This window comes from Amycolatopsis sp. lyj-108 (assembly GCF_046549005.1).
Classification (GTDB): domain Bacteria; phylum Actinomycetota; class Actinomycetes; order Mycobacteriales; family Pseudonocardiaceae; genus Amycolatopsis.
In genome coordinates this window covers 645293-669322 of the sequence record NZ_JAJPWQ010000003.1, presented here as the reverse complement: position 1 = coordinate 669322, position 24030 = coordinate 645293, and the positions used below count along the sequence as shown (strand labels likewise).

Sequence of the window (24030 nt, the reverse complement as noted above, 5' to 3'; positions counted from 1 at the left end):
AGCTTCGAGGGAAGCTGTTTCCATCCGTCGTCACCACGGAAACCGCCGCGTTACGCCTGCCCGCCGCAGGTTAACGGCCGGACAGTGCGGCGGAGAGGGCCTCACCGGTGCGGCGTTTGGCGAGGTAGAACGCCGCCTCGTGCGGTTTCGCCCCGTTGTCGACGGTGTAGCCGCTGTCCAGGACGCCGTCGGCGCCGGGGAACAGCCTGCTGAGGTCCGGCCTGGCGGCGACGAGATCGTCGCGGTCGGCCAGGTTCACCCAGCTCGCGACGCCGGGCGGGACGGACGGTGGCTGCGGGCGGGTCCGTTCGTAGACCACCGTGCGCAGGCCCAGCGGCGAGCCGAGGGTGAGCAGCAACGGCAGCGGGCGGCCGTGCAGATGGGCGGCTTCGTAGGCGACGACGGAACCGAGCGAATGCCCGATGATCGCCTCGGTCTCCGGGCCGATGTGTTCGGCGACGCGGTCCTGCACGCGTTTCCGGATCGTCTCGTCGGTGAGGTACAGCGTCACCTGTTTGAGTGCCTTGACCACCACGCGTTCGGCGAACGCCACCCCGAGCCTCGCGAACGGCTTCAGCCGCATCAGCGCGTTCAGCACCGGGCGGGCGGCCGCGCGCACGCCCTGGGTTTCCCCGTCCGTACCGCCGAGCCGGGCCAGTTCGGCACTCGCCCGCTCGCGATCCGTCTCGCGGGACGCCGACACGGCCGCGTTCCGGAGCCACTCCCCCGCCAGCGCCTCGGCGAGTTCCCACTCGTCTGCGGTGAGTTCGTCGGTGCCGCCTTGCTGGCCGTCCTTGAGGAAAAGGTCACCGTAGAAGGCCATCCGCGCGTCACCGGGCCGGGCGTCGCGCCACAGGGCGTCGGCCAGTCCGGCGTCACCGGCGAGCCGGACACCGCCCGCCAGACTCGGCAGCCATTCCGCCTCGAGGGTGTCCGCGGACTTCTGTTCCTGGGCGATGCCGTGCACCAGAACGATCCGAGCCATGGCGCACAGTATCGCGGCCGCCCTTGCCGGTGACCGTCCGATGAGACAAAGTGATCTCCGTGGGAGAGCGGAGGTCGTTGGTCGTCGCGTCGCAGTGCGACTCGCTGAACCTTCTCTCGTTCCTCCCCGACGCGGGCCGCCAGGTTTCGACGGCCCTGCTCGACCCAGAGATCGGCGGCTGTGTCCCCGCGCTCGAGGACGGCCGCGGCCTGCTCGTCGACCCGACGATGGTCGAGCTGGACGACGCACTGGTGGAAGCCTTCGAGCGTGCTTCGGAAGACGAGGCGACGCTGTTCCTTTCGCTCGTCGGGCACGGCGAGTACGCCGACGACGACTTCTACTTCCTCACCAAGGACACCGGCCTGCCGGTGGACAGCCGGAAGTCGTTCCTGTTCGCCCAGCGCATCAAAGAGCTCCTCGGCCGCTACTCGATGCTGGACGGTTTGGTGATCCTGCTCGACACCTGCCACGCCGGCATCGGGGCGAGGCAGGCGGGCCAACGCTGGCTGCGGATCGTCGGCGAGGCGGGTAGACGGTTCGACCTGCTCACCGCCTCGGACGACCGTGTCGCGGCGAACGGCTGCTTCAGCCGGTCACTGGTCTCGGTACTCCGGTCGGGGCACGCCGAGTTCGGCGAGCGCGTCCGGTGCGCGGACCTCAAACGGGTGATCACCGGCCTATGCCCGGCGCAGACCGCCATCCATCTGGGTTTCGACGGCACCCGTGAGGTGGCCGAAGCCGACCAGGGACTGTGGCTCGCGCTGAACTCCTCGCCCGCCTGGCGGCGTTCGCCCCTGGCAGGCAACCCGGCCGCGCCGCGGATCGAGCGGCTGACCGCGGACTACCGGCCGGATCCGAAGCTCGGTGAGACCGTCGGGCACCTGCTCACCGGAACCCGCCTGGTCGTGCTCGCGGGTGAGGCCGGCACGGGGAAGTCGGCCATGCTCGCCGCGCTGGCCCGGCCGTCGGTGGCCGGTTCGTACGTGCCGCCGGACTTCCTGCACGCCGTGCTGTTCACCGGACGAGGTGAGACCGCGGAACAGATCGCCCGTGAACTGGCAAGGCAGTTGCGGCGCACCGTCCCCGGATTCGCCGACGCCGAAGACACCCATCGCGCCGGGCTCGACGACGTCGGCCGCGCCGGCGCGAGCGCGTTCGAGCTGGCACTGCTCGGCCCGCTGCGCCGTCTCGCTCCACACTGGACCGGCGGTCCGGTGCGGATCGCGATCGACGGATTCGACGACCTCGATCCCGGGCTCCGGCGGCGGCTGCGCGGGGTTCTTCTCGACCTGTCACTGGACCCGGCGCTGGGGTGGGTCAAAACGGTGGTGGCGACCCGGAAACCGGACGTCCTGGGGTCGGCGTTCGTGATCCGGCTCGGTCAGCGGGACAGCGTGCCCGGACTGATCCTCGAACCGGAGGAAGCCTACGTGGGCGACCCCGTTCCAGGACACGACACCGGCTCGCCCACTTCGCCGAGGATCACTCCCGCCACCCTGATCATCGACGTCCCCGGCCTCCCGCCCGCGCGGCACGAGCTGTCCTTCGGGCTCACGACGCTCGGCCGCAGCAGGAACGCCGCGCTCCGGCTCGGCGATTCGCGTGTTTCCCGGCTCCACTGCGAGATCCGCTGGGACGGCACGACGGCGTGGCTGACCGACCGGGACTCCGCCAACGGCACCTTCGTCAACGGGAAACGGGTGCTGAACGCCGAGTTGGCGCATCGGGACGTGCTCCGGCTCGGCGATTCGACGGTCACCTTCATCAGCGTCACGCAGGCGGACCGGGACGAGGAGCACAGCACCGGCGCGGTGGCCTCGCCGCGGCACGGTGACGCGGTCCTGCTGGAGCTGCTGGGGCTGGCCGCCGGACGCGGGCCCATCCCGATCTCGATCCTCACCGCGGCGAGCGCGGCGGCGGGCGGGCCGGACCGGCGGGTGCGCGTCCGCGATGTCCTGGCCGGACTCGGTGATGCGGTCAGCCGGACGCGAGCGGGCCTCGCCGACGAAACCGTCCTGTGGACCGGTGCGCCGCCCGAGCTCTTCCCTGATGTGGAGACCCGTTTGCACGCCTGGCTGGCGTCGGCGACCTCGGAGGTGGCACTCGTGACCGGAGACGACGAGCCGACGCTCGAACAGGGTTATGCCGAGGCCAACGAGGCCGAGCACCTCTGGCTCGCCGGGCTCCGCGAAGACGCCCTCGCCTCGTTGGAACGCCGGGCGTCCCCTATTCCGGTCGAGAACCGGGAACGCTGGGCGATCTGGGCGAACCGCGCGGCCGACGAGCTCGGCGAGACCGACCGGATCACGTTGCGCTGCAAGGCACGGCACGCGACGTGGACCGGCAAGGCGGGTGACGCGACCGGGGCACTCACCCGCTTCGAAGAACTCCTGCCGATCGCCACCGCCGCACTGTCCGGCGGCGACGAAGACGTTTTGAGCATCCGCAACAACATCGGCCATCTGCTCGCCGAACTCGGCCGCTTCGAGGAGTCCCGGGCCGAGTTCGAAGCCCTCGTCCGCGACGCCACCCACGCGCTCGGAGCCGACCATCGCGAGACACTGCACGCGCGGCACTTCCTCGCGGTCGCGACCGGCAAGACCGGGAACGGGGAGGAAGCCCTCCGGCTCGCCAGGGAACTGCTGCCGCGGGCGAAACAGGTACTGGGCGACGACGAGATCGTCAGCCACGTCCGGCACAACATCGCGTTCTGGAGCGCCGAAATCGAGCACCCCCCCCCGTCGTTTCGGACTACCGACGGCTCCTCGACGAAGCGACGGGACGGCTGAATGACCGGCATCCCGACGTCCTCGACCTTCGGTACGGTCTCGCGCTCACCCTTGCCAAGGCCGGGCAGGTCACCGAGGCGTTGTCGACCTGGACCTTGCTGCTCGGCGATTCCGTCGAGGTCCGCGGCGAACGGCACGGGGAGACCCGGAAGATCCGCGAGCAGCTCGCGTACTGGAGCGCGCGGGAGTGAGCGGTGAGCGCACTGCGGATCGCGCTCCTGACCTACCGCGGGAATCCGCGCAGCGGCGGTCAAGGCGTGTACGTCCGGCATCTGAGCCGCGAACTCGCCGCGCTGGGGCATCGCGTCGAGGTGCTGTCCGGGCCGCCCTATCGGAGGTCGACGACGGCGTGCGGTTGACGAAGATCCCGGGGCTCGACCTGTTCGCGGAGCCGAATCCCTTCCGGACACCGCGGCCGCGGGAGTTGCGTGATCTGCCGTCGTGGGTGGAGTTCCTCGGCATGCGCCGCGGCGGCTTCCCCGAACCCCTGGCCTTCTCCCTGCGTGCCGCCCGCCATCTCGCGAAACGCAGGAACGAATTCGACATCGTCCACGACAACCAAGGGCTCGGCTACGGGATGCTCCACTGTGGACTGCCGACCGTCGCCACGATCCACCATCCCATCGCCGTGGACCGGGCTTTGAAGCTCGCCACCGTCACCGGACGCGACGCGGCGCGGGTCAAGCGGTGGTACGGGTTCGTCGACATGCAGCACCGCGTCGCACGGCGGCTGCCCACACTGACGGTGTCCCTGGCTTCCCGCGCGGCCATCGGCCGGGAAATGGGTGTCCCGGAGGACCGGATCCAGGTCGTCCCGCTCGCCGCCGACACCAGGATCTTCCGGCCCCGGCCCGAAATCCGCCGGATCCCGGGCCGGGTCGTGGCCACCGCCAGCGCGGACGAGCCGCTGAAGGGACTCGAACACCTCCTGGCGGCGTGGGAACGGATCGAAGGCGAATTGGTGATCGTCGGCAAACCGAAACCGGACGGCCCGGCGGCGCGAGCGCTCGCCCGGCTCGGCCCCGGCGCGGGCGTCCGATTCGTCACCGGGCTGCCCGACGACGAACTCGCACGGCTGCTTTGTTCGGCCGAAATCGCTTGTGTGCCTTCACTGTTCGAAGGGTTCTCGCTGCCGGCGGCCGAGGCGATGGCCTGCGGAACGCCGGTCGTCGCGACCACGGGCGGCGCACTTCCCGAGGTCGTGGGTGGCGCGGGGATCCTGGTGCCGCCGGGTGACGTACCGGCGCTCGCGGAGGCGCTCACCAAAGTCCTCGGCGACGAACACCTGCGCGCCGACCTCGCGGCCCGCGGCCGGGAAACGGCGGGGGCGCTGAGCTGGCGGCGCACCGCCGAGGAGACCGCCGCGCACTACCGGCGGGTCCTCGGCCGGGAGCGTGCGGGGTGCTGACCGTCGACTTCGACCGGTTCCCCGTCGGCCCCGGGGACCGGGTGCTCGACCTCGGCTGCGGGGACGGGCGGCACGCGTATGAAGCGTACAAACGTGGCGCGGACGTGGTCGCCGCCGACCTCGACGACACCGCGCTGAAGTACGTGCGGGACATGTTCGCCAACCTCGCGAAAGCGGGCGAGGCTCCCGCCACGGCCTCGGCGATGGCGGTCCGCACGGACGCCCTCCGGCTCCCGTTCCCGGCAGGCTCCTTCACCCGGGTGATCGTGGCCGAGACACTGGAACACATCCACGCCGACCGGACCGTGCTCGCGGAGGCGAGCCGCGTGCTGGCGCCTGGCGGCAGGCTGGTGGCGACCGTGCCGCGCTGGTGGCCGGAACGGATCTGCTGGCTGCTCTCGGACGCGTACCACGAGGTCGAAGGCGGGCACATCCGGATCTACCGGCGCCGCGAACTGCTCGGCAGACTCACGGAAGCCGGACTGCGGCCGACCGGAAGCCACCACGCGCACGCGCTTCACTCGCCGTACTGGTGGCTGAAATGCGCTGTCGGCCCGGACGAGGAGCACCGGCTCTGTGCGCTGTACCACCGGTTCCTGGTCTGGGACATCATGCGGAATCCCCCGCCGGTGCGGTTCGCCGAGCGGGCGCTGAACCCGGTGCTCGGCAAGAGCCTCGTCGTCTACGCCCGCAAGCCGTGAAGGCCACCGCCGCCGGGATCGCGGCCGTGCAACGGCCGGACGGCGGGATCCCCTGGGAGACCGGCGGACACCTCGATCCGTGGAATCACCTCGAAGCCGCCATGGGACTGGACGTCGCCGGACTGAAGGCCGAAGCCGAAGCCGCGTACGACTGGCTGCTCCGGAACCAGCGTCCTGACGGATCCTGGGCGGCCAGGTATCGCGACGGCGGGATCGACTTGTCCACTATGGACACGAACTTCACCGCCTATGTCGCGGTCGGGACGCGGCACCATTTCCTGCTGACCGGGGACCGGGCCTGGCTGGACCGGATGTGGCCGGTCGTGGACAGGGCCGTCGACGCCGTCCTGCGGCGACAGCAGCCGTCGGGCGCCATCTCCTGGCGCGACGACCCCGAAATCCGGTTGGTCGCGGGCTGCGGCAGCATCCACCACGCGCTGACGCAGGCGCTGGCACTCGCGTCCACGATGGGGCTGGACCGTCCACAATGGCGGGACGCGGCGCGTCGGCTCCGCGCGGCCCTGGTCGGCGAGCCACGCCTGTTCGCCGCGAAACCGCATGCGATGGATTGGTACTACCCGATCCTGGGGTCCGTCGTGACCGGCGACGACGCCACGACGCGGCTCACCGCGGGTTGGGACCGGTTCGTCGAACCCGGCCTGGGAGTGCGCTGCGTGCACCACGAACCGTGGATCACCGGCGGGGAAACCGCCGAACTGGCACTGACCCTCGCCACCCGCGGCGAGCGGGCCCGCGCGGCCGAACTCCTCGCTTGCGTGGCCCGGCTTCGGCTCGACGACGGCTCGTACTGGACCGGATATCAGTACGCGGACGACGAGTTCTGGCCGGACGAGCGCACGACGTGGACTTCGGGTGCCGTCCTCCTCGCCACCGCCGCGCTCGATGGCGACCCAGCCACGTGCGAAGTCTTCGGCGAGCACCACATTCAGTAGCCGAAAGTCGAAAGTGTCGTGGCGCGGGGCCAGTGTCGCTCCTGTGTACGCCGTTCTCCTGGTAGTGAGGGCCTCCTTGCCTACTCTGACGGTAGCGAAGGAGGCTTTCGCTACCGTCAGATGTGATCCCTGGTGACAGTGGGACGGCGGTGACCTCGGCGACCGGTCGTGAAGTACATGAAGGCCCCCTTCCTTGCGACTAGCGCAAGGAAGGGGGCCTTCATGTACTTCGGTAAGGCGTGACTCGCGTGCCTGGATGCCGCACTCGGGAGTGCGGAGTCTGAACACGCGAGATCCGTCTATGAACACGCGAGATCCGTCTATGAACACGCGAGATCCGGGTCTGAGCAGGCGAGCGCGGTGTCGCGTCACCCAGCCCGCTGTCTCACCCGAGACACGACACATTTGCCTTACCGCATTTAGTCATCTGGTTGCGATCGATGCACGCGCAACGACCGCAACCAGATGACTGAATGCGGAGCACTCAGGCTTCGTCTTCTTCGAGCATGTCCGGGGTGACGGCGGATTCGGTGTCCGGAATGCCTTGTTCCTTCGCCTTCTTGTCGGCCATCGCCAGCAGGCGGCGGATCCGGCCGGCGACGGCGTCCTTGGTCATCTGCGGATCGGACAGCTGACCCAGTTCTTCGAGCGAGGCCTGCCGGTTCGACAGGCGCAGTTTGCCCGCGGCGAGCAGGTGGTCCGGGGCGGATTCGCCGAGGATGTCGAGCGCGCGTTCCACCCTGGCCGCCGCCGCGACGGCCGCGCGGGCCGAGCGCCGCAGGTTGGCGTCGTCGAAGTTCGCGAGCCGGTTCGCGGTGGCGCGCACCTCGCGACGCATGCGCCGCTCTTCCCAGGCGAGCACGCTCGTGTGCGCGCCGAGGCGGGTCAGCAGGGCACCGATGGCGTCACCGTCGCGCACCACGACCCGGTCCGCGCCGCGGACCTCGCGCGACTTGGCCTGGATGCCCATCCGCCGGGCGGCGCCGACGAGCGCCAGCGCGGCCTCCGGACCGGGGCAGGTCACCTCGAGTGACGACGAACGGCCGGGTTCGGTGAGCGAACCGTGCGCCAGGAACGCGCCGCGCCAGGCGGCTTCCGCGTCGGCGACGCCGCCGGACACCACCGCGGCGGGCAGCCCGCGCACCGGACGGCCACGCTGGTCGATCAGGCCGGTCTGCCGGGCGAGTCCCTCGCCGTCCTTGACCACCCGGACGACGTACCGCGTGCCCTTGCGCAATCCGCTGGAGGAAATGACGTGGACGTCGGACTGGTGTCCGTACAGTTCGTGGATCTCCTTGCGCAGCCGCCTCGCCACCGAACCGGTGTCGAGTTCGGCCTCCACCACGACGCGGCCGGCCACGATGTGCAGCCCGCCCGCGAATCGCAGCATCGACGCGACCTCCGCGCGGCGCGGCCCGATCTTGGTGATCTCCAGCCGGCTCAGCTCGTCCTTCACGGCGGCGGTCATCGCCATCGCTGCCCCTCCATACCTTCAGCTCCTCCCCCGGTGAGACCGAGAGCGTCTCGCATACAGCCCGCGAGCGCATCAGGATCATGCCGCCCCGTCACGACCGGGTCAGCCACCGCCCCCAGCAACGCCCTCGCACCCAGTCTCTCGGCGGCGTTCCGCAACCGGGCTGGTGAGGGCACCGAGTCGCGATCCGCGATGACCGCGTCCACCCGCAATTCCGGGGCGTGTTCGAACAGTACGTCCAAATGCTTCTCCGGAGAGAATCCCGCCGTCTCCCCCGGTTGGGGGATCAAGTTGAGGATGACGACCTTCGTGGCGTCCGTTCGGAGCAACGCGTCGTGCAGATCCGGCACCAGCAGATGGGGCAGCACGCTGGTGAACCACGACCCGGGACCGAGGAACACCACGTCCGCGGCGAGCACGGCCTCGATGGCCTCGGGACACCCGCGCGGCGGCCGGTCGGCCTGGCCTGTCGGGTGCAGGCTGATCCGGTGCACCTGGCCCGGCGTCGTCGCCACCGCCACCTGACCGCGAATCCGCCGGAGCGCCTCGGGATTCTCGGCGTCGAGACCCGAAACCTCACCTTGAATTTCCAGCGGTTCGGGTGACATCGGCAGGACTCGGCCGGAGATGCCCATGAGCCTGCTCGCCTCGTCGAGCGCGGCGACCGGATCCCCGAGCACTTCGAACAAGCCGGCCAGCAACAGGTTCCCGACCGCGTGCCCGGCAAGAGCCCCGTCGCCGCCGAAGCGGTGCTGGAACACCTCCGCCCACAGGGTCCCGCCGTCTTCGGCGGCGAACGCGGCGAAGGCCTGCCGCAGGTCTCCCGGCGGCAGCAGCCCGAGTTCCCGGCGCAGCCTGCCGGACGAGCCCCCGTCGTCCGCGACGGTGACCACGGCGGTGACCTGCGAGGTCACCCGGCGCAACGCGGTGAGGGTGGCGTGCAGGCCGTGCCCGCCACCCAGAGCGACCGCGCGCGGATCACTCGCGGCCAAGGTCGCGGTGCACCACCTTCACGGCCATCCCGTCCTCATTGGACAGACGCTGGGCGAGCTCCTCGGAAATGGCGACACTGCGGTGCTTTCCGCCCGTGCAGCCGACGGCCAAGGTCAGGTACCGCTTGCCCTCGCGCTTGTAGCCCGCGCCGATCAGGCGCAGCAGCTGGTGGTAGCGGTCGAGGAACTCGTCCGCGCCTTCCTGACTGAGCACGTAGTTGCGGACCTCGCCCTCGAGACCGGTGTGGTCGCGCAGTTCCGGGATCCAGAACGGGTTCGGCAGGAACCGGACGTCCATCACCAGGTCGGCGTCCATCGGCAGGCCGTACTTGTAGCCGAACGACAGCACGGTGACGCGGGTCTGCGTGCTCGCCTCGGAACCGAAGGCGTCCTCGATCTTGGCGCGCAGGTCGTGCACCGAAAGCGACGACGTGTCGAGCACCAGGTCCGCCTCTTCGCGCAGCGGCTCCAGGAGCGTGCGCTCGGCGGTGATGCCGTCGGCGAGCCTGCCGTCGCCCTGCATCGGGTGGCCTCGGCGGACGGCCTCGAACCGGCGCACCAGCACCGCGTCCGTGGCCTCCAGGAACAGGACACGCGGCTTGTACCCGCGGGCGTCGAGATCCTTGATGACCGACGCCAGGTCGTCGGTGAACGCGCGCGAACGCACGTCCATCACCACGGCGACCTTGGTGATCGCGCCCCGCGCCTGCGCGCCGAGCTCGACCATGGTGGCGATCAGTTCGGGCGGCAGGTTGTCCACCACGAACCAGCCCAGATCCTCCAGGCATTTCGCGGCGGTGCTGCGGCCCGCTCCGGACAGCCCGGAAACGACCGCGACCTCCATCCCCGAACCGCGGCCTTCTTCTTGCGCACTCACGATGGTCCCTTCACCGATCACGTACCGGACTCCCCCGCCGCCGCGGCTTTCTCCCCTGCGAGTGCCGCGACGACCGCTTCCGCGGTGCGCCTGCCGAAGCCGGGCACCGCCTCGATCTCCTCTATCCGCGCTTCGCGGAGTTTCTTCACCGAGCCGAAATGCTTGATCAGCGCGGTACGACGAGCCTGCCCCAGCCCGGGCACACCGTCCAATGCGGACACCTGCATCCGCTTGGACCGCTTCTCCCGGTGGTACCGGATGGCGAAGCGGTGCGCCTCGTCACGCAACCGCTGCAACAGATACAGCGCGTCGGAGGTGCGCGGCAGGATCACCGGATCGGGATCGCCCGGCAGCCACACCTCCTCCAGCCGCTTCGCCAGGCCGACCACGGCGACGTCGGTGACGCCCAGTTCGGAGAGGACGTCCGCGGCGGCGGTGGCCTGCGGGCCCGCGCCGTCGACTACGAGCAGGTTCGGCGCGTACGCGAACTTGCGCGGTTTACCGGTCTCCGGGTCGATGCCCGGCCGATCCGGATCGACCGCGACACCCTCGGCGGTTTCCTTGAGGTAGCGGTAAAAACGGCGGCGGACGACCTCGGCGATCGACGCGACGTCGCCTTCCTCCGCGGCCTCGCGCAGGGCGAAACGCCGGTACTCCGACTTGCGCGGGATCCCGTCCTCGAAGACCACGAGCGAGGCGACCACGTCAGTGCCCTGGATATGGCTGATGTCGACGCATTCGATGCGCAGCGGCGCGGTTTCCAGCGCCAGGTAGTCCTGCAGTTCCGCCAGCGCGGCCGAGCGCGCGGTGAGATCGCCCGCGCGGCGCAGTTTGTGCTGTGTGAACGCCTCACCGGCGTTGCGTGTCACCGTCTCCGCGAGCGCGCGCTTGTCCCCGCGCTGCGGCACCCGCAGGCTCACCCTCGAACCGCGTAGCCCGGAAAGCCATTCGCCGAGCGCTTCCGCGTCGGCGGGGAGCTCGGGGACGAGGACCTCGCGCGGCACCGGCGAGCCGAGGTCGGGGTCGTCCGCGCGTTCGGCTTCCTCGCCGTAGAACTGCGTGAGGAAATGGTCGACGAGGTCTTTGACGTCCATCTCTTCGGCCTTGTCGATCACCCAGCCGCGCTGGCCGCGGACCCGGCCGCCGCGCACGTGGAAGACCTGGACGGCGGCTTCGAGTTCGTCGTGGGCGAAGGCGACGACGTCCGCGTCGGTACCGTCGCCGAGCACCACCGCCTGCTTCTCCATCGCGCGCCGCAACGCGCCGAGGTCGTCGCGCAGCCGGGCCGCGCGCTCGAACTCCAGCTCCTCCGACGCGGCCGCCATTTCCTGTTCCAGGCGACGGATCAGCGCGTCGGTGCGGCCGGCGAGGAAGTCGCAGAAGTCCTCGACGATCGCGCGGTGCTCGTCGGCGGAGACCTTGCCGACGCAGGGCGCGGAACATTTGCCGATGTAGCCGAGGAGACAGGGCCTGCCGATCTGGCCGTGCCGTTTGAAGACGCCCGCCGAGCAGGTGCGCGCCGGGAAGACCCGGAGCAGCAGGTCGAGCGTTTCGCGGATGGCCCAGGCATGCGCGTACGGACCGAAATACCGCACGCCCTTCTTGCGCGCGCCGCGATAGACGTGCAGGCGCGGGAACTCCTCGTTCATCGTGACGGCGAGGACCGGATAGCTCTTGTCGTCGCGGTAGCGGACGTTGAACCGAGGGTCGAACTCCTTGATCCAGTTGTACTCCAGCTGGAGCGCCTCGACCTCGGTGCTCACCACGGTCCACTCGACGCTCGCCGCCGTGGTCACCATCTGGCGGGTGCGCGGGTGCAGGCCCGTGATGTCGGCGAAGTACGAGTTCAGCCTGCTGCGGAGGCTTTTCGCCTTGCCGACGTAGACGACCCTCTTCGTGGCATCGCGAAATTTGTACACGCCAGGGGCGTCCGGGATGCTCCCCGGCGAGGGACGGTAGGTGGTCGGGTCAGCCACGTCGTCCAGCCTATGGGGCACCACCGACAGTCTTGCGAGCCCCCATGCCCTAACCCTCATTCGGGTGGCGACTACCACGATGCGGTCCGTATTTCATTGCGTATACCGACCTAAGTCGGGTCTTCGGCCGGATCAGACGTTCGTTGGTTCCTAGCGAGTGAACCGGGTGATTACTTTCCGTCCCAGTTCCACTTCATTCGGTTCTTCGTCAGATGACGCTCGAAAGGACTCCTGCACCGTGAGCCGTCTTCGCACGCTGGGCGCCGCCACCCTCGCCGCCGCAGCCCTCACCATGACCGCCGGCGCGGTCGCCTCCGCGGGCACCCCCACCGGTGTCCAGCCGAACATCGTGGGCGGCGGCACCGCCCCCACCGTGAGCTGGGGCGCCCAGATCTACGTCAACACCCCGGGCCGCCAGTGGGACGGCTTCAACTGCTCCGGCAGTGTGATCGCCCAGCGCTGGGTCCTGACCGCCAAGCACTGCCTCGACTCCGACGGCAGCGGCATGCGGGTCCGCGTCGGCAGCAACGCGCTGCAGGGTGGGCGTGAAATCGCGGTCGACCGCAAGGTGTCCTCGCCGAACGGCGCCGACATCTCGCTGCTGCACCTGGCCTCGGACGCCGGTGTCACGCCGATCTCCCTGACCGGCTCGAACCCGCCGGTCGGCAGCACCAACAAGCTTTACGGCTGGGGCCGTGAGACCCCGACCGGCCCGCCCGCCTCGGCGCTGAAGGTGGCAGACGTCCGCGTCACCGGCAGCTCGCGCGACGCCTACGGCGGCCCGGCCATCCAGAGCGTCGGCATCAACGGTTCGGCGTGGAAGGGCGACTCGGGCGGCCCCCAGGTCTACAACGGCGTCCAGGTCGGTGTCGCTTCGACCGTGCAGAACCAGAGCGGCTCGAACATCCGCGGCACCAACAACTACGGCAGCGTCGCTTCGGCCCGCTCCTGGATCCGCTCGACCACCGGGGTCTGACCTCCACCCCGGCCGGGCCCCTGTCGCGACGTGACCCGTCGCGACAGGGGCCCTTTCGCGTGGTCGTGTCGGTGGGGTGTGGGACGCTCGCGGGCATGCGGATCGCGACGTGGAACGTGAACTCGATCGGGCCCCGGCTGCCGAGGGTCGTGGACTGGCTCGGCTCGGTGCAACCGGATGTGCTGTGCCTGCAGGAACTCAAGAGCGGCACCGACGCCTTCCCCGTCGACGCCGTGAAGGAACTGGGCTACGAGACGGCCGCGTACGGCATCGGGCGCTGGAACGGCGTCGCGATCGTGTCCCGCGTCGGCCTGGAAGACGTGACGCGCGGCCTGACCGGCGAGCCCACCTTCGAGGACAAGGCCGATGCTCGGGCGATCGGCGCCACCTGCGGCGGGCTGCGGCTGTGGTCGGTGTACGTGCCGAACGGGCGTGACCTGGAGAACCCGCACTACGGCTACAAACTGGCCTGGCTCTCGGCGCTGGAGGCGACCGTACGGGAGGAGCAGGCGCGCGGACTGCCGTTCGCGGTACTCGGCGACTTCAACATCGCGCCGACCGACGCGGACGTATGGGACATCGGCGTGTTCGCCGAATCGACGCACGTGACCGAGCCGGAGCGAAAGGCGCTCGCCGCGCTGCGCGACCTCGGGCTGTCGGACGTCTTCCCGCGGCCGCTGAAGTACGACCACCCGTTCACGTACTGGGATTACCGGGCGGGGAACTTCCCGAACAACAAGGGAATGCGGATCGACCTCGTGTACGCCGACGCCGTCGTGGCGGGCGCGGTGACGGATTCCTATGTGGACCGTGACGCGCGGAAGGGGAAGGGACCCTCGGACCACGCGCCGATCGTGGTGGATCTTTCGCTTTGAGCGCTTGCGGGACCCTGCCCCGAACGCCATGAAAGGTCCTTTCCTTGCAAATTTCGCAAGGAAAGGACCTTTCATGGCAGCCGCCCGCGGCGTTACGCTGACCCGAGTCCGTGGCCGACCGCGGTACGTGACAGCCCCACCCGCACGCTAGAGAGAGTGCGTCAGCCTTCCCAGGCCGCCTTGTGCAGCCGCCGCAGCGCCCGCACCGCGGCCACCGCCCGGTCCCGGTCCACCGCCTGCACGGCCATGACCGAGTAGTACTCGTCGTCCGGCAGCTCCAGCCGCGCCCACGAGGCACCGTCCGGGAAGCTCACCGAAAGCACCTCGCTCCACGCGAACTTCTTGGTGATCAGCACGTTCCGGACCTCGATGCCGTCGGCGTCGGCCTTCACGCGCGCGGTCGCGAAGAGCATCGTGCCCGCGGCGAGCAGGACGCCGATGCCGATCATCGCCGCCTGGTCGGACGGCTGGAAGATCACGCCGGTGTCCGAGCCGCGCAGCAGCACCGCGACGACCACGAACGTCGCCAGCAGGATCACCGCCAGCACCGAGCACATCACCAGGGCACGGCGGGGCCGCAGCACCACGACCTCGGACTTCGTCATCACATCCGCCTCGACGCTCACACGAAGCCCCGCTCGGTCCACGGCTGGCGCAGGTTCCGCAGCGCGTGCGCGGCGTCCAGTGCGGCGACCGTCGCTTCGTAGCCTTTGTCCTCGACGGAGCCGGGCAACCCGGACCGGTCGAGGGCCTGCTGCTCGGTGTCGCAGGTGAGCACGCCGTTGCCGACCGGGGTGCTCTCGTCGAGCGCCACCCTGGTCAGGCCCGCGGTGACCGCGTCGCAGACGTACTCGAAGTGCGGCGTCCCGCCCCGGATGACCACGCCCAGCGCGACGACCGCGTCGTGGGTGCGGGCCAGCGCCTGCGAGGCGACGGGCAGTTCGACGGCGCCCGCGACGCGCACGACCGTCGGCTCTTCCTCCAGGTCGGCCGCCTTGGCCGCGGCGAGGGCGCGGTCCAGCAGCGCGCTCGTGATCTTCGTGTGCCAGCGCGTGGCCACGATGCCGAGCCTGATGTTCTTACAGTCGGACAGGTCGAGTTCGACGTCCGGACGGCCTTCGCCGCTCACCGCTTGCCACCTCCGTTGCCCTGGTCGACCTCGGCGCCGACCTGGTCGAAATGCTCCAGCTGGGACAGGTCGTGGCCCATCCGGTCGCGTTTGGTCCTGAGGTAGCGCAGGTTCTCCGGGTTCGGCGAGATCGGCAGCGACACCCGCCCGGTGACCCGCAGGCCGTAGCCCTCCAGCCCGACGCGTTTGGCGGGGTTGTTCGTCAGCAGCCGCATCGAGCGGACGCCGAGGTCGCACAGGATCTGCGCGCCGGTGCCGTAGTCCCGCGCGTCGGCGGGGACGCCGAGCTGCAGGTTCGCGTCGACGGTGTCCGCGCCGGCGTCCTGCAGCTGGTAGGCCTGCAGTTTGTGCAGCAGCCCGATGCCGCGGCCCTCGTGGCCGCGGATGTAGAGCACGACGCCGCGGCCTTCCTTGGCCACCGCTTCCAGTGCCGCTTCCAGCTGCGGGCCGCAGTCGCAGCGCAGCGAGCCGAAGACGTCTCCGGTGAGGCATTCGGAGTGCACGCGGACCAGGATGTCCTCGCCGTCGGCGATCTCGCCGTAGACGAACGCGATGTGCTCGATACCGTCGAGCAGGCTGTCGTAGCCGACCGCGCGGAACGTGCCCGCCGCCAGCGGGATACGCGCCTCGGCGACCCGCTCGACCTGCTTCTCGGTACGCCGCCGGTACGCGATCAGGTCGGCGATGGTGATCATCTTGAGGTCGTGGTCCGCGGCGAAGACCTCGAGTTCGTCGCGGCGGGCCATGTCACCCTCGTCCTTCTGCGACACGATCTCGCAGAGCACGCCGGACGGCGAGAGCCCGGCGAGACGGGCCAGATCGACGGACGCTTCGGTGTGCCCCGGACGCCGCAGGACGCCGCCCTGCTTGGCGCGCAGCGGGACCACGTGGCCGGGCCGCCGGAAATCCGACGCCTTGGACGCCGGGTCGGCGAGCAACCGGACGGTATGCGACCGGTCGGCCGCGGAGATGCCGGTGGTGATGCCCTCGGCGGCGTCGACCGTGACGCTGTACGCGGTGCCGCGCTGGTCCTGGTTCGTGTGGTACATCGGCGGCAGGTCGAGCCGGTCCGCCTCGGCCTCGGTCAGCGCCACGCAGACGTAACCCGAGGTGTAGCGCACCATGAAGGCCATCAGTTCCGGCGTGGCCTTCTCCGCCGCGAAGATCAGGTCGCCTTCGTTCTCGCGGTCTTCGTCGTCCACCACGACGACCGGACGGCCCGCCTTGATGTCGGCGATCGCCGCCTCGATGGCATCGGCGTTCACGGCCACCCCGCCTCCACAGGGGGTCAGATCAGCCGACCCCGGAATCGCACTCGTCTCACTCACGCCCGCTCCTCCGTACCGCCATTGTCCCCCTGCGCGCGCAGATGCGGCATGGCCAGCTTCTCGACGTACTTGGCGACCACGTCGACCTCGAGGTTCACCAGGTCACCCGGGGTGTTCCGGCCGAGGGTGGTGAGTTCGAGGGTGGTCGGGATCAGGGCGACGGAGAACTCCTCGTCGGTCACCGAAGCGACCGTGAGGGAAACGCCGTCGACCGCGATCGACCCCTTCTCGACCACGTACCGCGACAGCCTCTTGGGCAGCGCGAACGTGGTGAGCCCCTGCTCGTCCCGTTTGAGGAAGACGCCGGTGCCGTCGACATGGCCCTGCATGATGTGCCCGCCGAGCCTGCCGCCCGCCGGCGTCGCGCGTTCGAGGTTGACCACGTCGCCGACGTGGACCTTCGCGAGGCTGGAGCGCTGCAGGGTCTCGTGCACGACGTCGACGGTAAACTCACCGCCCGCCACCGCGACCACGGTGAGGCACACGCCACTCACCGCGATGGAGTCCCCGTGCCCGGCGTCGCTGGTCACCAGCGGACCCCGCACGGTCAACCGCGCGGCGTCCGGGACCTGCTCGACCGCGGTGACCTCGCCGAGTTCCTCGACAATGCCGGTGAACACTCCTGCTGCCCTCCTCCTGGCTCGCACCGCCGCTGGAAACGGTGCTCCCCTCATCCAACACCCATCGGGGCCGATTCCTTCTCCTGACCCGACGGCGGATCAAGAGGCGGGCTCAGCCGCGGGCGCGGGCCGCCTGCTCGCGCAGCGCCGCGACCGCCTTACCTGGGTCTTCGGCGCCGTAGACCGCGGAACCGGCGACGAAGCAGTCCACACCGGCCTCGGCGGCCTGCTCGATGGTGTCGGCGTTGATCCCGCCGTCGATCTCGACGACGAGCTTGAGGTGACCGGTGTCGACCAGGCGCCGCGCCGTGCGCACCTTGTCGAGGACGCCCTCGATGAACGACTGGCCGCCGAAACCGGGCTCGACCGACATCACCAGGAGCGTGTCGTAGTGCTTGAGGGTGTCGAGGTGGTCCTCGATCGGCGTGTTCGGCTTGATCGACAGGCCTGCCTTCGCCCCGGCGGCGCGCAGGTTCTTCGCGAGCGCGATCGGGTCGTGCGCGGCCTCGACGTGCACGGTGACGTTGTACGCGCCCGCCTCGGCGTACCCGATGGCCCACTTGTCGGGGTTCTCGATCATGAGGTGGCAGTCGATCGGCACGTCGGTGGCCTTGAGCAGCGACTTCACCACGGGCAGGCCCAGGGTCAGGTTCGGCACGAAGTGCGCGTCCATGACATCGACATGGACCCAGTCCGCGCGGGTTTCCCCCTCCCCCGCGACGGCGCGGATCTCGTCGCCGAGCCGGGCGAAGTCCGCGGAGAGGATGCTGGGTGCGATCAAAGGTCGGTGAGCCACGCGCCCGAGTGTAGGAGGGCACCGCTAACGCCCGCTAACCGGCTGTGACCGCCCCGCCGGTCTTGAGGATGACGGGAAATGGCACCCCAGTGGGAGGTGCGCGCACGGCCGGGGCGAATAGCGTTCCAGTCATGGTCAACCCCCTCAAACCGCTGGTGCGGATCGGTAGCTACCGGAGCGTGCCGTTCGGTTTCCTCGGCATGGCGATCACCGCGATCCCGTTCCCGATCGCGCTCATCCCCGCCGTGCTGATCCCCGGCGACGTACGGCTGAAATTCGTCTACGGGATGCTCTCGATGGGTGTCCTGGTCGCGCTGGCCGGGCTGCCGGGACCGATGCGGCGCGTCGGCATCTGGTTCGCGAACCAGATGCTGGGCACCCGGATCGCGCAGCCACTGCCGAATACGAAGATCGCCTGGCCGGAGCGCCGGCGCTCGGCGGCATGGCTGGTCGTGCACACCGCGCTCGGCTGGGTGCTGTTCGGCCTCGGCTGCTTCCTGTTCCTGGGATTCGTCCTGACCCTGGTGTGGGCGGGCGGTGGCGGCAGCCCCATCGCGATCTTCGGCCAGGAGGTGACGATCGAACCCGGCATCGCCGGAGCGTGGACACTGCCGATCGGGTTCTTCACGCTCGTGGTGATCGCGTACGTCCTCGCCGGCTTCACCAAACTGTTCCAGTACAGCGCGGTCGCGCTGCTGGGCCCCTCGGCCGCCGAACGCGTCGCCGCGGCCGAGGTCCGGGCGAATCACTTCGAGCAACGCAACAGGCTGGCGCGCGAACTGCACGACTCCATCGGCCACACGCTGACGACGTCGACCATCCAGGCCGCCGCGGCCGCCGAACTGGTCGACTCCGAACCGCAGCTGGTGCGGAAGGCTCTGGGCACCATCGAGGAGTCTTCACGGGCGGCGCTCGAAGACCTCGACCACGTACTCGGCCTGCTGCGGGAGGACCGGTCGTCCCGCGAACCCGAACGGCGGCTCATCGAGGCCGCGACGCTGGCCGAACGCGCCCGATCCGGCGGAGCGGTGATCGACTACGAGCTGACCGGCCCCGCCGCGGAACTGCCCGCGACCCTTTCGCGGGAGGCGTACCGGATCGTCCAAGAAGGACTGACGAACGCGTTGCGGCACGCCCATCCCGGCCCGGTTTCCGTGCGGGTCGCGGTCCTCGCCGACGCGCTGCGGATCGAGATCGTGAACCCGCTCGTGGAGCACGCGGCCGTTTCCGGCCGTGGCGGCAACGGGTTGCCGGGGCTCACCGAACGTGTCGAAGCGCTGCGCGGCGAGCTCGTCGCGGGGCCCGCCGTCGACGGGGAACCGCTGTGGCGGCTGGTGACCACGATCCCGCTACGGTCGCACTCATGACACTGCGCGTCCTGATCGTCGACGACGAACCCCTGCTGCGCGCCGGATTGCGCTCGCTGCTGGACAACCAGCCGGATCTGACGGTGGTCGGCGAGGCGGGCGACGGCGGCGAGGTGGTCGGCCTGGTGCGGCGGACGCGTCCCGACGTCGTCCTGATGGACGTGCGCATGCCGGGAGTCGACGGGATCGAGGCGACCCGGCGGGTGCTGGCCGGGACAGCCGAACCGCCGAAGGTCCTCGTGATCACGACGTTCGACAACGACGATTACGTCTACGACGCGCTACTCGCCGGGGCGAGCGGGTTCCTGCTGAAGCGGGCGCGCAAGGAGGAATTCGCGCACGCCATCCGCACCGTCGCCGCCGGGGAGACACTGCTGTTCCCCGACGCGATCCGGCGGATGGTCACCGCGCGCCCGGCGCCGTCCGGCCTCGCTCCCCGGCCGTCCTCGCTGACGAAACGGGAGACCGAGGTGCTGCGGCTCATCGCCACCGGGATGTCCAATGTGGACATAGCGGCCGAGCTGGTGATCAGCCTCGAAACCGTCAAGACCCATGTGGGCAACATCTTCGGGAAACTGGGCGCGGCGAACCGCAGCCAGGCGGTGGTGTTCGCCTACGAGACCGGCGTCGTCGCGCCGGGGCACAGCCTGCGGTGAGGTGGGGCAGACCCCCGGTCCGGCGTGGGGTCTGCCCCATGGCTACCGCACCCGACCGTCCCTAGCTTGATAACCATGCGAAAATCCTTGCCAGGCAAGAAGGTCATCGCCGTCGGTTCGCTGGTCGCGCTGCTCGCCGCGACGACCGCCACCCCGGCGCTCGCCGCAAGCGGACCACACGACAAGGTCGATCAAGCGCTGAAAACGCTGGTGCGGGATGGCGTCCCCGGCGCTCAGGCGACGGTGACGAGCCCGTCCGGGCGCACGTGGTCGGAGCGCGAAGGCGTCGGGAACGTCGAGACCGGGACGCCGTTCCCGCACGGTTCGAAGTTCCGGGCGGCCAGTATCACCAAGACCTTCGTCGCCGTCGTGGTGCTGCAACTGGTCGCCGAAGGGAAGGTCGGGCTGGACACGCCGATCGACCGGTACCTGCCCGGGCTCGTCAAGGGAAACGGCAACGACGGCACCAAGATCACCGTCCGGCAGCTGCTCCAGCACACCAGCGGGATCTACAACTACCTCCGCGACCTCGACCTCGAGGAGTGGCGCCACCGCGGTGCCGAACCCGAGGAGCTGGTGGCGATCGGGCTCGCGCATCCGCCGTTGTTCGCACCCGGCACGAACTGGTCGTACTCCAACACGAACTACATCATCGCCGGGATGCTGATCGAGAAGCTCACCGGTCGTTCCGTCGCCACCGAAATCCGGAGCCGGATCGCCAAGCCGCTCGGCCTGCGCGATACCTACCTGCCGTCGCGCGGCGACGAAGGCCTGCCGTATCCGCACGCCAGGGGCTACGCGCCGGGTCCCGCCGGCCACATCGACTACACCGAATTCGATCCGTCGGCCGCCGGGGCCTCCGGCGGGCTCATTTCGACCGGTGCGGATCTCAACCGGTTCTACGGCGCACTCGTCGACGGCCGGCTCCTGCAGCGCGCGGAGCTGGCGGAGATGCAGCGCACCATTCCGGCGCCCGTCGGGCTCCCGGGCGCGCAGTACGGTCTCGGCATCGCGTCCGTCCCGCTGTCGTGCGGCGGCACGTTCTGGGGACACGGCGGGAACATCGTCGGCTACGCGAACCTGTCGGGCGCCGTCCCGCACGGCAGGCGGGTGAACGTCGTGGTGAACCTGAATCCCGCGCCGCCCAAGGTTGCGGACGACCTCACCAAGGCGCTGGACACCGGATTCTGCGCCCGCTAAACCGACGGCAGCAGGTCCAGCACGGAGGTCCACGAGGCCTCCGGGCTGAGCCTCGCGGTGGTGACCCCGGCGGTGGCGAGCGTGTCGAGATGGCGCTGCCACGCCGGATGGTGCATCCGCGTGTCCTGGATCTGGTAGCCCAGCACGATCGTGACGCCCGGCGTGCCGAGGACGTCGCCGAGCAGGGTCAGCGCCTGGTTGTCGGCGATACCCAGCGCCAGTTTCGCCACGGAGTTCGCGGACGCGGGCGCGAAGAGGAACACTGCCGGATCCGGATGCGGGCGGGGTTCGCCCGGCAGCCGGGAGGTACTGCGGACCGGCAGCTCGGTGCACTTCTCCAGGTCACCGAGCCCGCCGGTCTCTTCCAGCCAGCGGGCCGCGGTGGGGGTCAGCGTGATCGCCAGCTCCCAGCCGCGGTCCGCGGCCGGTTTCGCGAGCTGTGCGGCGAACCGGGTGTCCAGTCCGCCGCACGAGCTCGCGACCAGGCCGAGGACCCTGCTCACCCGGCGGAGTCCGGCTTCCGCAGGACGGCGCAGAACATCGCGTCCGTGCCGTGGCGATGCGGCCACAGCTGGACGTACGGGCCGTCGCCGAGCTGCGGGACATCCGGGAAGAACTCCCGCGCGTCGACGATCTGGGCACCGGCGCGGCGCGCGGTCTCCCCCACGACGCCTTCGGTCTCGGCCAGATGCGGCGAGCAGACGACGTAGGTGACGACACCGCCGGGACGGACCAGGTCCAGCGCCGCGGTGATCAGCTGGCCCTGCAGTTTCGTCAGGTCCGAGATGTCACCGGGCTGACGGCGCCAGCGTGCCTCCGGGCGACGCCGCAGCGAGCCGAGCCCGCTGCACGGCGCGTCGACCAGAACGCGGTCGTAGCCCGGTTCGAGACCGGACTCGCGGCCGTCGGCGACGTGAATGGTCACCGGCAGGCCCTGGACGGCGTTCTCGATCAGCTTCGCGCGGTGCGGCGCCTTCTCGACCGCGTCGACGGTCGCGCCGCTGATCGACGCCAGCGCGCCCAGCAGTGCGGCCTTGCCACCCGGACCGGCGCACAGGTCCAGCCAGCGCTCGTCGGAGCCGGTCAGCGGGACCTTCGTGACGGCGACGGCGCACAGCTGGCTGCCCTCGTCCTGCACGGCGGCCAGCTTTTCCCTGATCGGCTCGATGTCGCCGGGGTCGCCGGAGCCCGCGGGCATCCGGACACCGTAGGGCGAGTACGGGGCGACGTCGCCGCCGGTGATCGCGGCCAGTTCGTCGGCGCTGATCTCGCCGGGCCGGGCGACCAGGTGGACGTCGGGACGGTCGTCATCGGCCTCGAGGGCCGCCTTCAGCTCAGGACCCTTGTCCCCCAAGGCTTCCGCGAACGAACGCGCGACCCAGCGCGGGTGTGCCGTCCGCAGCGCGTAGGCGCCGATCGGGTCGACGGCCTCGTCCGGCGCCAGCTCGTTCAGCCAGGTCTCTTCGTCCTTTTCGGACACCGAGCGCAGCACGGCGTTCACGAAACCCGCGATCCAGGAACCGACTTCGGCGCGGACGAGGTCCACAGTGGACCCGACGGCGGCGTGCTCGGGGATACGGGTGCGCAGCAGCTGGTATGCGCCGAGCCGCAGCCCGTCCAGCACGATGGCGTCCACTTTGGCCAGTGGCCGGTCGAGGCAGGCCTCGATGACGGCGTCCAGCATGCCGACCGCGCGGCAGGTGCCGTAGGTCAGTTCGGTGGCCAGCGCCGCGTCACGACCGGAGATCCGGCGGTTGCGCAGCAGCTGCGGCAGCACCAAGTTCGCGTACGCGTCGTCTTCACGGACCGCGCGCAGGACGTCGAAGGCGACCTGCCGGGCCGGGTCGATCTGCGGCGGGCGGCTGGGCCCCTCTTTACGCGGGCCCGGGCGGCCTCGCTCCGGCCTCGACGGCCGGCGTTCCCTACGCTCGTTCACTGCAGGCGCTCTCCTTGTTCGATCCTCGTACCGCGCGCCCAATCGGTGGCCGCCATCCGCTTCTTCCCCTGCGCCTGCACTTCGCCCAGCCGCACCGGCTTCGACGCCGTGCCGACCAGGACCCGCTTGCGTTCCACGACCAGCTCGCCCGGCGGGGGCCCCGGCTCGTCGACGACCGTCACCGGGCCGAGCTTCAGCCGCTCGCCCCGGAACTCCGCCCACGCGCCGGGTTCCGGCGTGACCGCGCGGATCTGCCGGTCGACCGCGGTGGCCGGGTCGGCGAACGACACGCGCGCGTCCTCGACGGTCACCTTGGGCGCGTAGCTCAGGCCGTCACCGGTCTGCTCGACCGCGCGCAGTGTGCCGTCGGCGATTCCGTCCATCGTGGACACGAGCAGCTTCGCCCCGGACTCCGCCAGCCTGGCGAGCAGCTCCCCGGCGGTGTCGCCGTCGGTGATCTGCTCGGTGATCACGCCGTAGACCGGTCCCGCGTCGAGTTCCTTGACGATACGGAAGGTCGAGGCGCCGGTGATCTCGTCCCCGGCGCGGATCGCGGCCTGGACCGGCGCGGCGCCGCGCCACGCGGGCAGCAGCGAGAAGTGCAGGTTGACCCAGCCGTGCGCCGGGATGTCCAGCGCGGCTTGGGGCAGCAGTGCCCCGTACGCGACCACCGGGCACGCGTCGGGGGCGATCTCCGCGAGCCGGGCGAGGAACGCGGGATCGCTCGCCTTCGGCGGGGTCAGCACCTCGATCCCGTGCTCGTCGGCCAGCGCGCCGATCGGGGACCGGACGACGCGGCGGCCACGGCCCGCCTGCGCGTCCGGACGGGTCACCACGGCGACGACCTCGTGCTGTTCGGACGCGAGAAGCGCCCGCAGCGACGGGACGGCGGGTTCGGGGGTGCCGGCGAAGACCAGGCGCATCAACGCACCTCCGCCGGGGGGACGGGTACCTCTGACTGGGCGAACATCGCCGCTCAGTCTAGAAGGGCC

At 70.3% G+C, this 24030-nt stretch carries 23 protein-coding genes; 10 read left to right on the top strand and 13 right to left on the bottom strand.

Annotated features, from left to right (window positions below):
- Window positions 1-70 precede the first annotated feature (70 nt).
- Complete coding sequence (locus ACLJO0_RS14790; protein WP_410579105.1) at window positions 71-985, bottom strand: hypothetical protein; 915 nt, start codon at window positions 983-985, stop codon at window positions 71-73.
- Window positions 986-1035: 50 nt separating this feature from the next.
- Between ACLJO0_RS14790 and ACLJO0_RS14785 the strand changes: the two genes are divergently transcribed.
- The 5 genes from ACLJO0_RS14785 to ACLJO0_RS14765 all read left to right on the top strand — a co-directional run bounded on the left by ACLJO0_RS14785 (window position 1036) and on the right by ACLJO0_RS14765 (window position 6836).
- Window positions 1036-3774, top strand: coding sequence for an FHA domain-containing protein (locus ACLJO0_RS14785; RefSeq protein ID WP_410579104.1), 2739 nt, complete (start codon window positions 1036-1038; stop codon window positions 3772-3774).
- A gap of 194 nt (window positions 3775-3968) precedes the next feature.
- On the top strand, window positions 3969-4133 hold the full coding sequence (locus ACLJO0_RS14780; protein WP_410579103.1) for a hypothetical protein: 165 nt from the start codon (window positions 3969-3971) through the stop codon (window positions 4131-4133).
- The gene (locus ACLJO0_RS14775) at window positions 4130-5182 is read left to right on the top strand and encodes a glycosyltransferase family 4 protein (protein WP_410579102.1); all 1053 of its coding nucleotides are present in this window, start codon (window positions 4130-4132) and stop codon (window positions 5180-5182) included. The genes ACLJO0_RS14780 and ACLJO0_RS14775 overlap by 4 nt, the downstream gene beginning before the upstream one ends.
- Window positions 5176-5883 carry a class I SAM-dependent methyltransferase gene (locus ACLJO0_RS14770; RefSeq protein ID WP_410579101.1) on the top strand — a complete coding sequence of 236 codons (708 nt, stop codon included), beginning with the start codon at window positions 5176-5178 and terminating at the stop codon, window positions 5881-5883. The genes ACLJO0_RS14775 and ACLJO0_RS14770 overlap by 7 nt, the downstream gene beginning before the upstream one ends.
- Complete coding sequence (locus ACLJO0_RS14765; protein WP_410579100.1) at window positions 5880-6836, top strand: prenyltransferase/squalene oxidase repeat-containing protein; 957 nt, start codon at window positions 5880-5882, stop codon at window positions 6834-6836. Before ACLJO0_RS14770 ends, ACLJO0_RS14765 begins: the two co-directional genes overlap by 4 nt.
- Before the next feature lie 484 nt (window positions 6837-7320).
- On the opposite strand, the gene whiA is transcribed toward ACLJO0_RS14765, so the two are convergent.
- From whiA to uvrC, 4 genes are read right to left on the bottom strand one after another with little or no spacing between them, the layout of a single operon-like run.
- Window positions 7321-8310: a DNA-binding protein WhiA gene (gene whiA / locus ACLJO0_RS14760; RefSeq protein WP_061980674.1), complete on the bottom strand. Its 990-nt coding sequence runs from the start codon at window positions 8308-8310 to the stop codon at window positions 7321-7323.
- Window positions 8301-9302, bottom strand: coding sequence for a gluconeogenesis factor YvcK family protein (locus ACLJO0_RS14755; RefSeq protein WP_410579099.1), 1002 nt, complete (start codon window positions 9300-9302; stop codon window positions 8301-8303). Before ACLJO0_RS14755 ends, whiA begins: the two co-directional genes overlap by 10 nt.
- Window positions 9289-10146, bottom strand: coding sequence for an RNase adapter RapZ (rapZ, locus tag ACLJO0_RS14750; protein ID WP_034311885.1), 858 nt, complete (start codon window positions 10144-10146; stop codon window positions 9289-9291). Before rapZ ends, ACLJO0_RS14755 begins: the two co-directional genes overlap by 14 nt.
- A 50-nt stretch (window positions 10147-10196) precedes the next feature.
- Window positions 10197-12155, bottom strand: coding sequence for an excinuclease ABC subunit UvrC (gene uvrC, locus ACLJO0_RS14745; RefSeq protein ID WP_410579098.1), 1959 nt, complete (start codon window positions 12153-12155; stop codon window positions 10197-10199).
- 238 nt (window positions 12156-12393) lie between these two features.
- On the opposite strand from uvrC, the gene ACLJO0_RS14740 reads away from it, so the two are divergent.
- Window positions 12394-13131: a S1 family peptidase gene (locus tag ACLJO0_RS14740; RefSeq protein WP_125793791.1), complete on the top strand. Its 738-nt coding sequence runs from the start codon at window positions 12394-12396 to the stop codon at window positions 13129-13131.
- A 95-nt stretch (window positions 13132-13226) separates the two neighbouring features.
- Window positions 13227-14006 carry an exodeoxyribonuclease III gene (locus ACLJO0_RS14735; RefSeq protein WP_410579097.1) on the top strand — a complete coding sequence of 260 codons (780 nt, stop codon included), beginning with the start codon at window positions 13227-13229 and terminating at the stop codon, window positions 14004-14006.
- Between the two features lie 161 nt (window positions 14007-14167).
- Here ACLJO0_RS14735 and ACLJO0_RS14730 read toward each other — a convergent pair whose 3' ends face one another.
- The 5 genes from ACLJO0_RS14730 to rpe all read right to left on the bottom strand — a co-directional run bounded on the left by ACLJO0_RS14730 (window position 14168) and on the right by rpe (window position 17864).
- Window positions 14168-14611 carry a PH domain-containing protein gene (locus tag ACLJO0_RS14730; protein WP_410579096.1) on the bottom strand — a complete coding sequence of 148 codons (444 nt, stop codon included), beginning with the start codon at window positions 14609-14611 and terminating at the stop codon, window positions 14168-14170.
- A 17-nt stretch (window positions 14612-14628) separates the two neighbouring features.
- A complete protein-coding gene (ribH, locus tag ACLJO0_RS14725; protein ID WP_396566352.1) occupies window positions 14629-15135 on the bottom strand; it encodes a 6,7-dimethyl-8-ribityllumazine synthase in 507 nt (168 codons plus the stop codon).
- Window positions 15132-16406 (bottom strand): bifunctional 3,4-dihydroxy-2-butanone-4-phosphate synthase/GTP cyclohydrolase II, encoded by a 1275-nt coding sequence (locus ACLJO0_RS14720; RefSeq protein ID WP_199748986.1) that lies wholly within the window; start codon window positions 16404-16406, stop codon window positions 15132-15134. Before ACLJO0_RS14720 ends, ribH begins: the two co-directional genes overlap by 4 nt.
- A gap of 53 nt (window positions 16407-16459) precedes the next feature.
- Window positions 16460-17083, bottom strand: a complete 624-nt coding sequence (locus ACLJO0_RS14715; RefSeq protein WP_125783662.1) for a riboflavin synthase — start codon at window positions 17081-17083, stop codon at window positions 16460-16462.
- 112 nt (window positions 17084-17195) lie between these two features.
- Window positions 17196-17864, bottom strand: a complete 669-nt coding sequence (gene rpe / locus ACLJO0_RS14710; protein ID WP_125784002.1) for a ribulose-phosphate 3-epimerase — start codon at window positions 17862-17864, stop codon at window positions 17196-17198.
- 146 nt (window positions 17865-18010) lie between these two features.
- Here rpe and ACLJO0_RS14705 point away from each other — a divergent pair, with 146 nt between their 5' ends.
- The 3 genes from ACLJO0_RS14705 (at window position 18011) to ACLJO0_RS14695 (ending at window position 21102) form a co-directional block, all read left to right on the top strand.
- Window positions 18011-19246, top strand: a complete 1236-nt coding sequence (locus ACLJO0_RS14705) for a sensor histidine kinase (RefSeq protein WP_410579095.1) — start codon at window positions 18011-18013, stop codon at window positions 19244-19246.
- Window positions 19243-19902, top strand: coding sequence for a response regulator transcription factor (locus ACLJO0_RS14700; protein ID WP_125793786.1), 660 nt, complete (start codon window positions 19243-19245; stop codon window positions 19900-19902). Before ACLJO0_RS14705 ends, ACLJO0_RS14700 begins: the two co-directional genes overlap by 4 nt.
- Window positions 19903-19977: 75 nt before the next feature.
- Window positions 19978-21102, top strand: coding sequence for a serine hydrolase domain-containing protein (locus ACLJO0_RS14695; protein WP_410579094.1), 1125 nt, complete (start codon window positions 19978-19980; stop codon window positions 21100-21102).
- Here ACLJO0_RS14695 and ACLJO0_RS14690 read toward each other — a convergent pair.
- The 3 genes from ACLJO0_RS14690 to fmt are packed head-to-tail and all read right to left on the bottom strand — an operon-like array spanning window position 21099 to window position 23961.
- Window positions 21099-21605, bottom strand: a complete 507-nt coding sequence (locus ACLJO0_RS14690; RefSeq protein ID WP_410579093.1) for a flavoprotein — start codon at window positions 21603-21605, stop codon at window positions 21099-21101. The genes ACLJO0_RS14695 and ACLJO0_RS14690 overlap by 4 nt on opposite strands.
- Window positions 21602-23038 carry an RsmB/NOP family class I SAM-dependent RNA methyltransferase gene (locus tag ACLJO0_RS14685; protein ID WP_410579092.1) on the bottom strand — a complete coding sequence of 479 codons (1437 nt, stop codon included), beginning with the start codon at window positions 23036-23038 and terminating at the stop codon, window positions 21602-21604. The genes ACLJO0_RS14690 and ACLJO0_RS14685 overlap by 4 nt, the downstream gene beginning before the upstream one ends.
- On the bottom strand, window positions 23035-23961 hold the full coding sequence (fmt, locus tag ACLJO0_RS14680) for a methionyl-tRNA formyltransferase (RefSeq protein ID WP_410579091.1): 927 nt from the start codon (window positions 23959-23961) through the stop codon (window positions 23035-23037). Before fmt ends, ACLJO0_RS14685 begins: the two co-directional genes overlap by 4 nt.
- Between the last annotated feature and the right edge of the window lie 69 nt (window positions 23962-24030).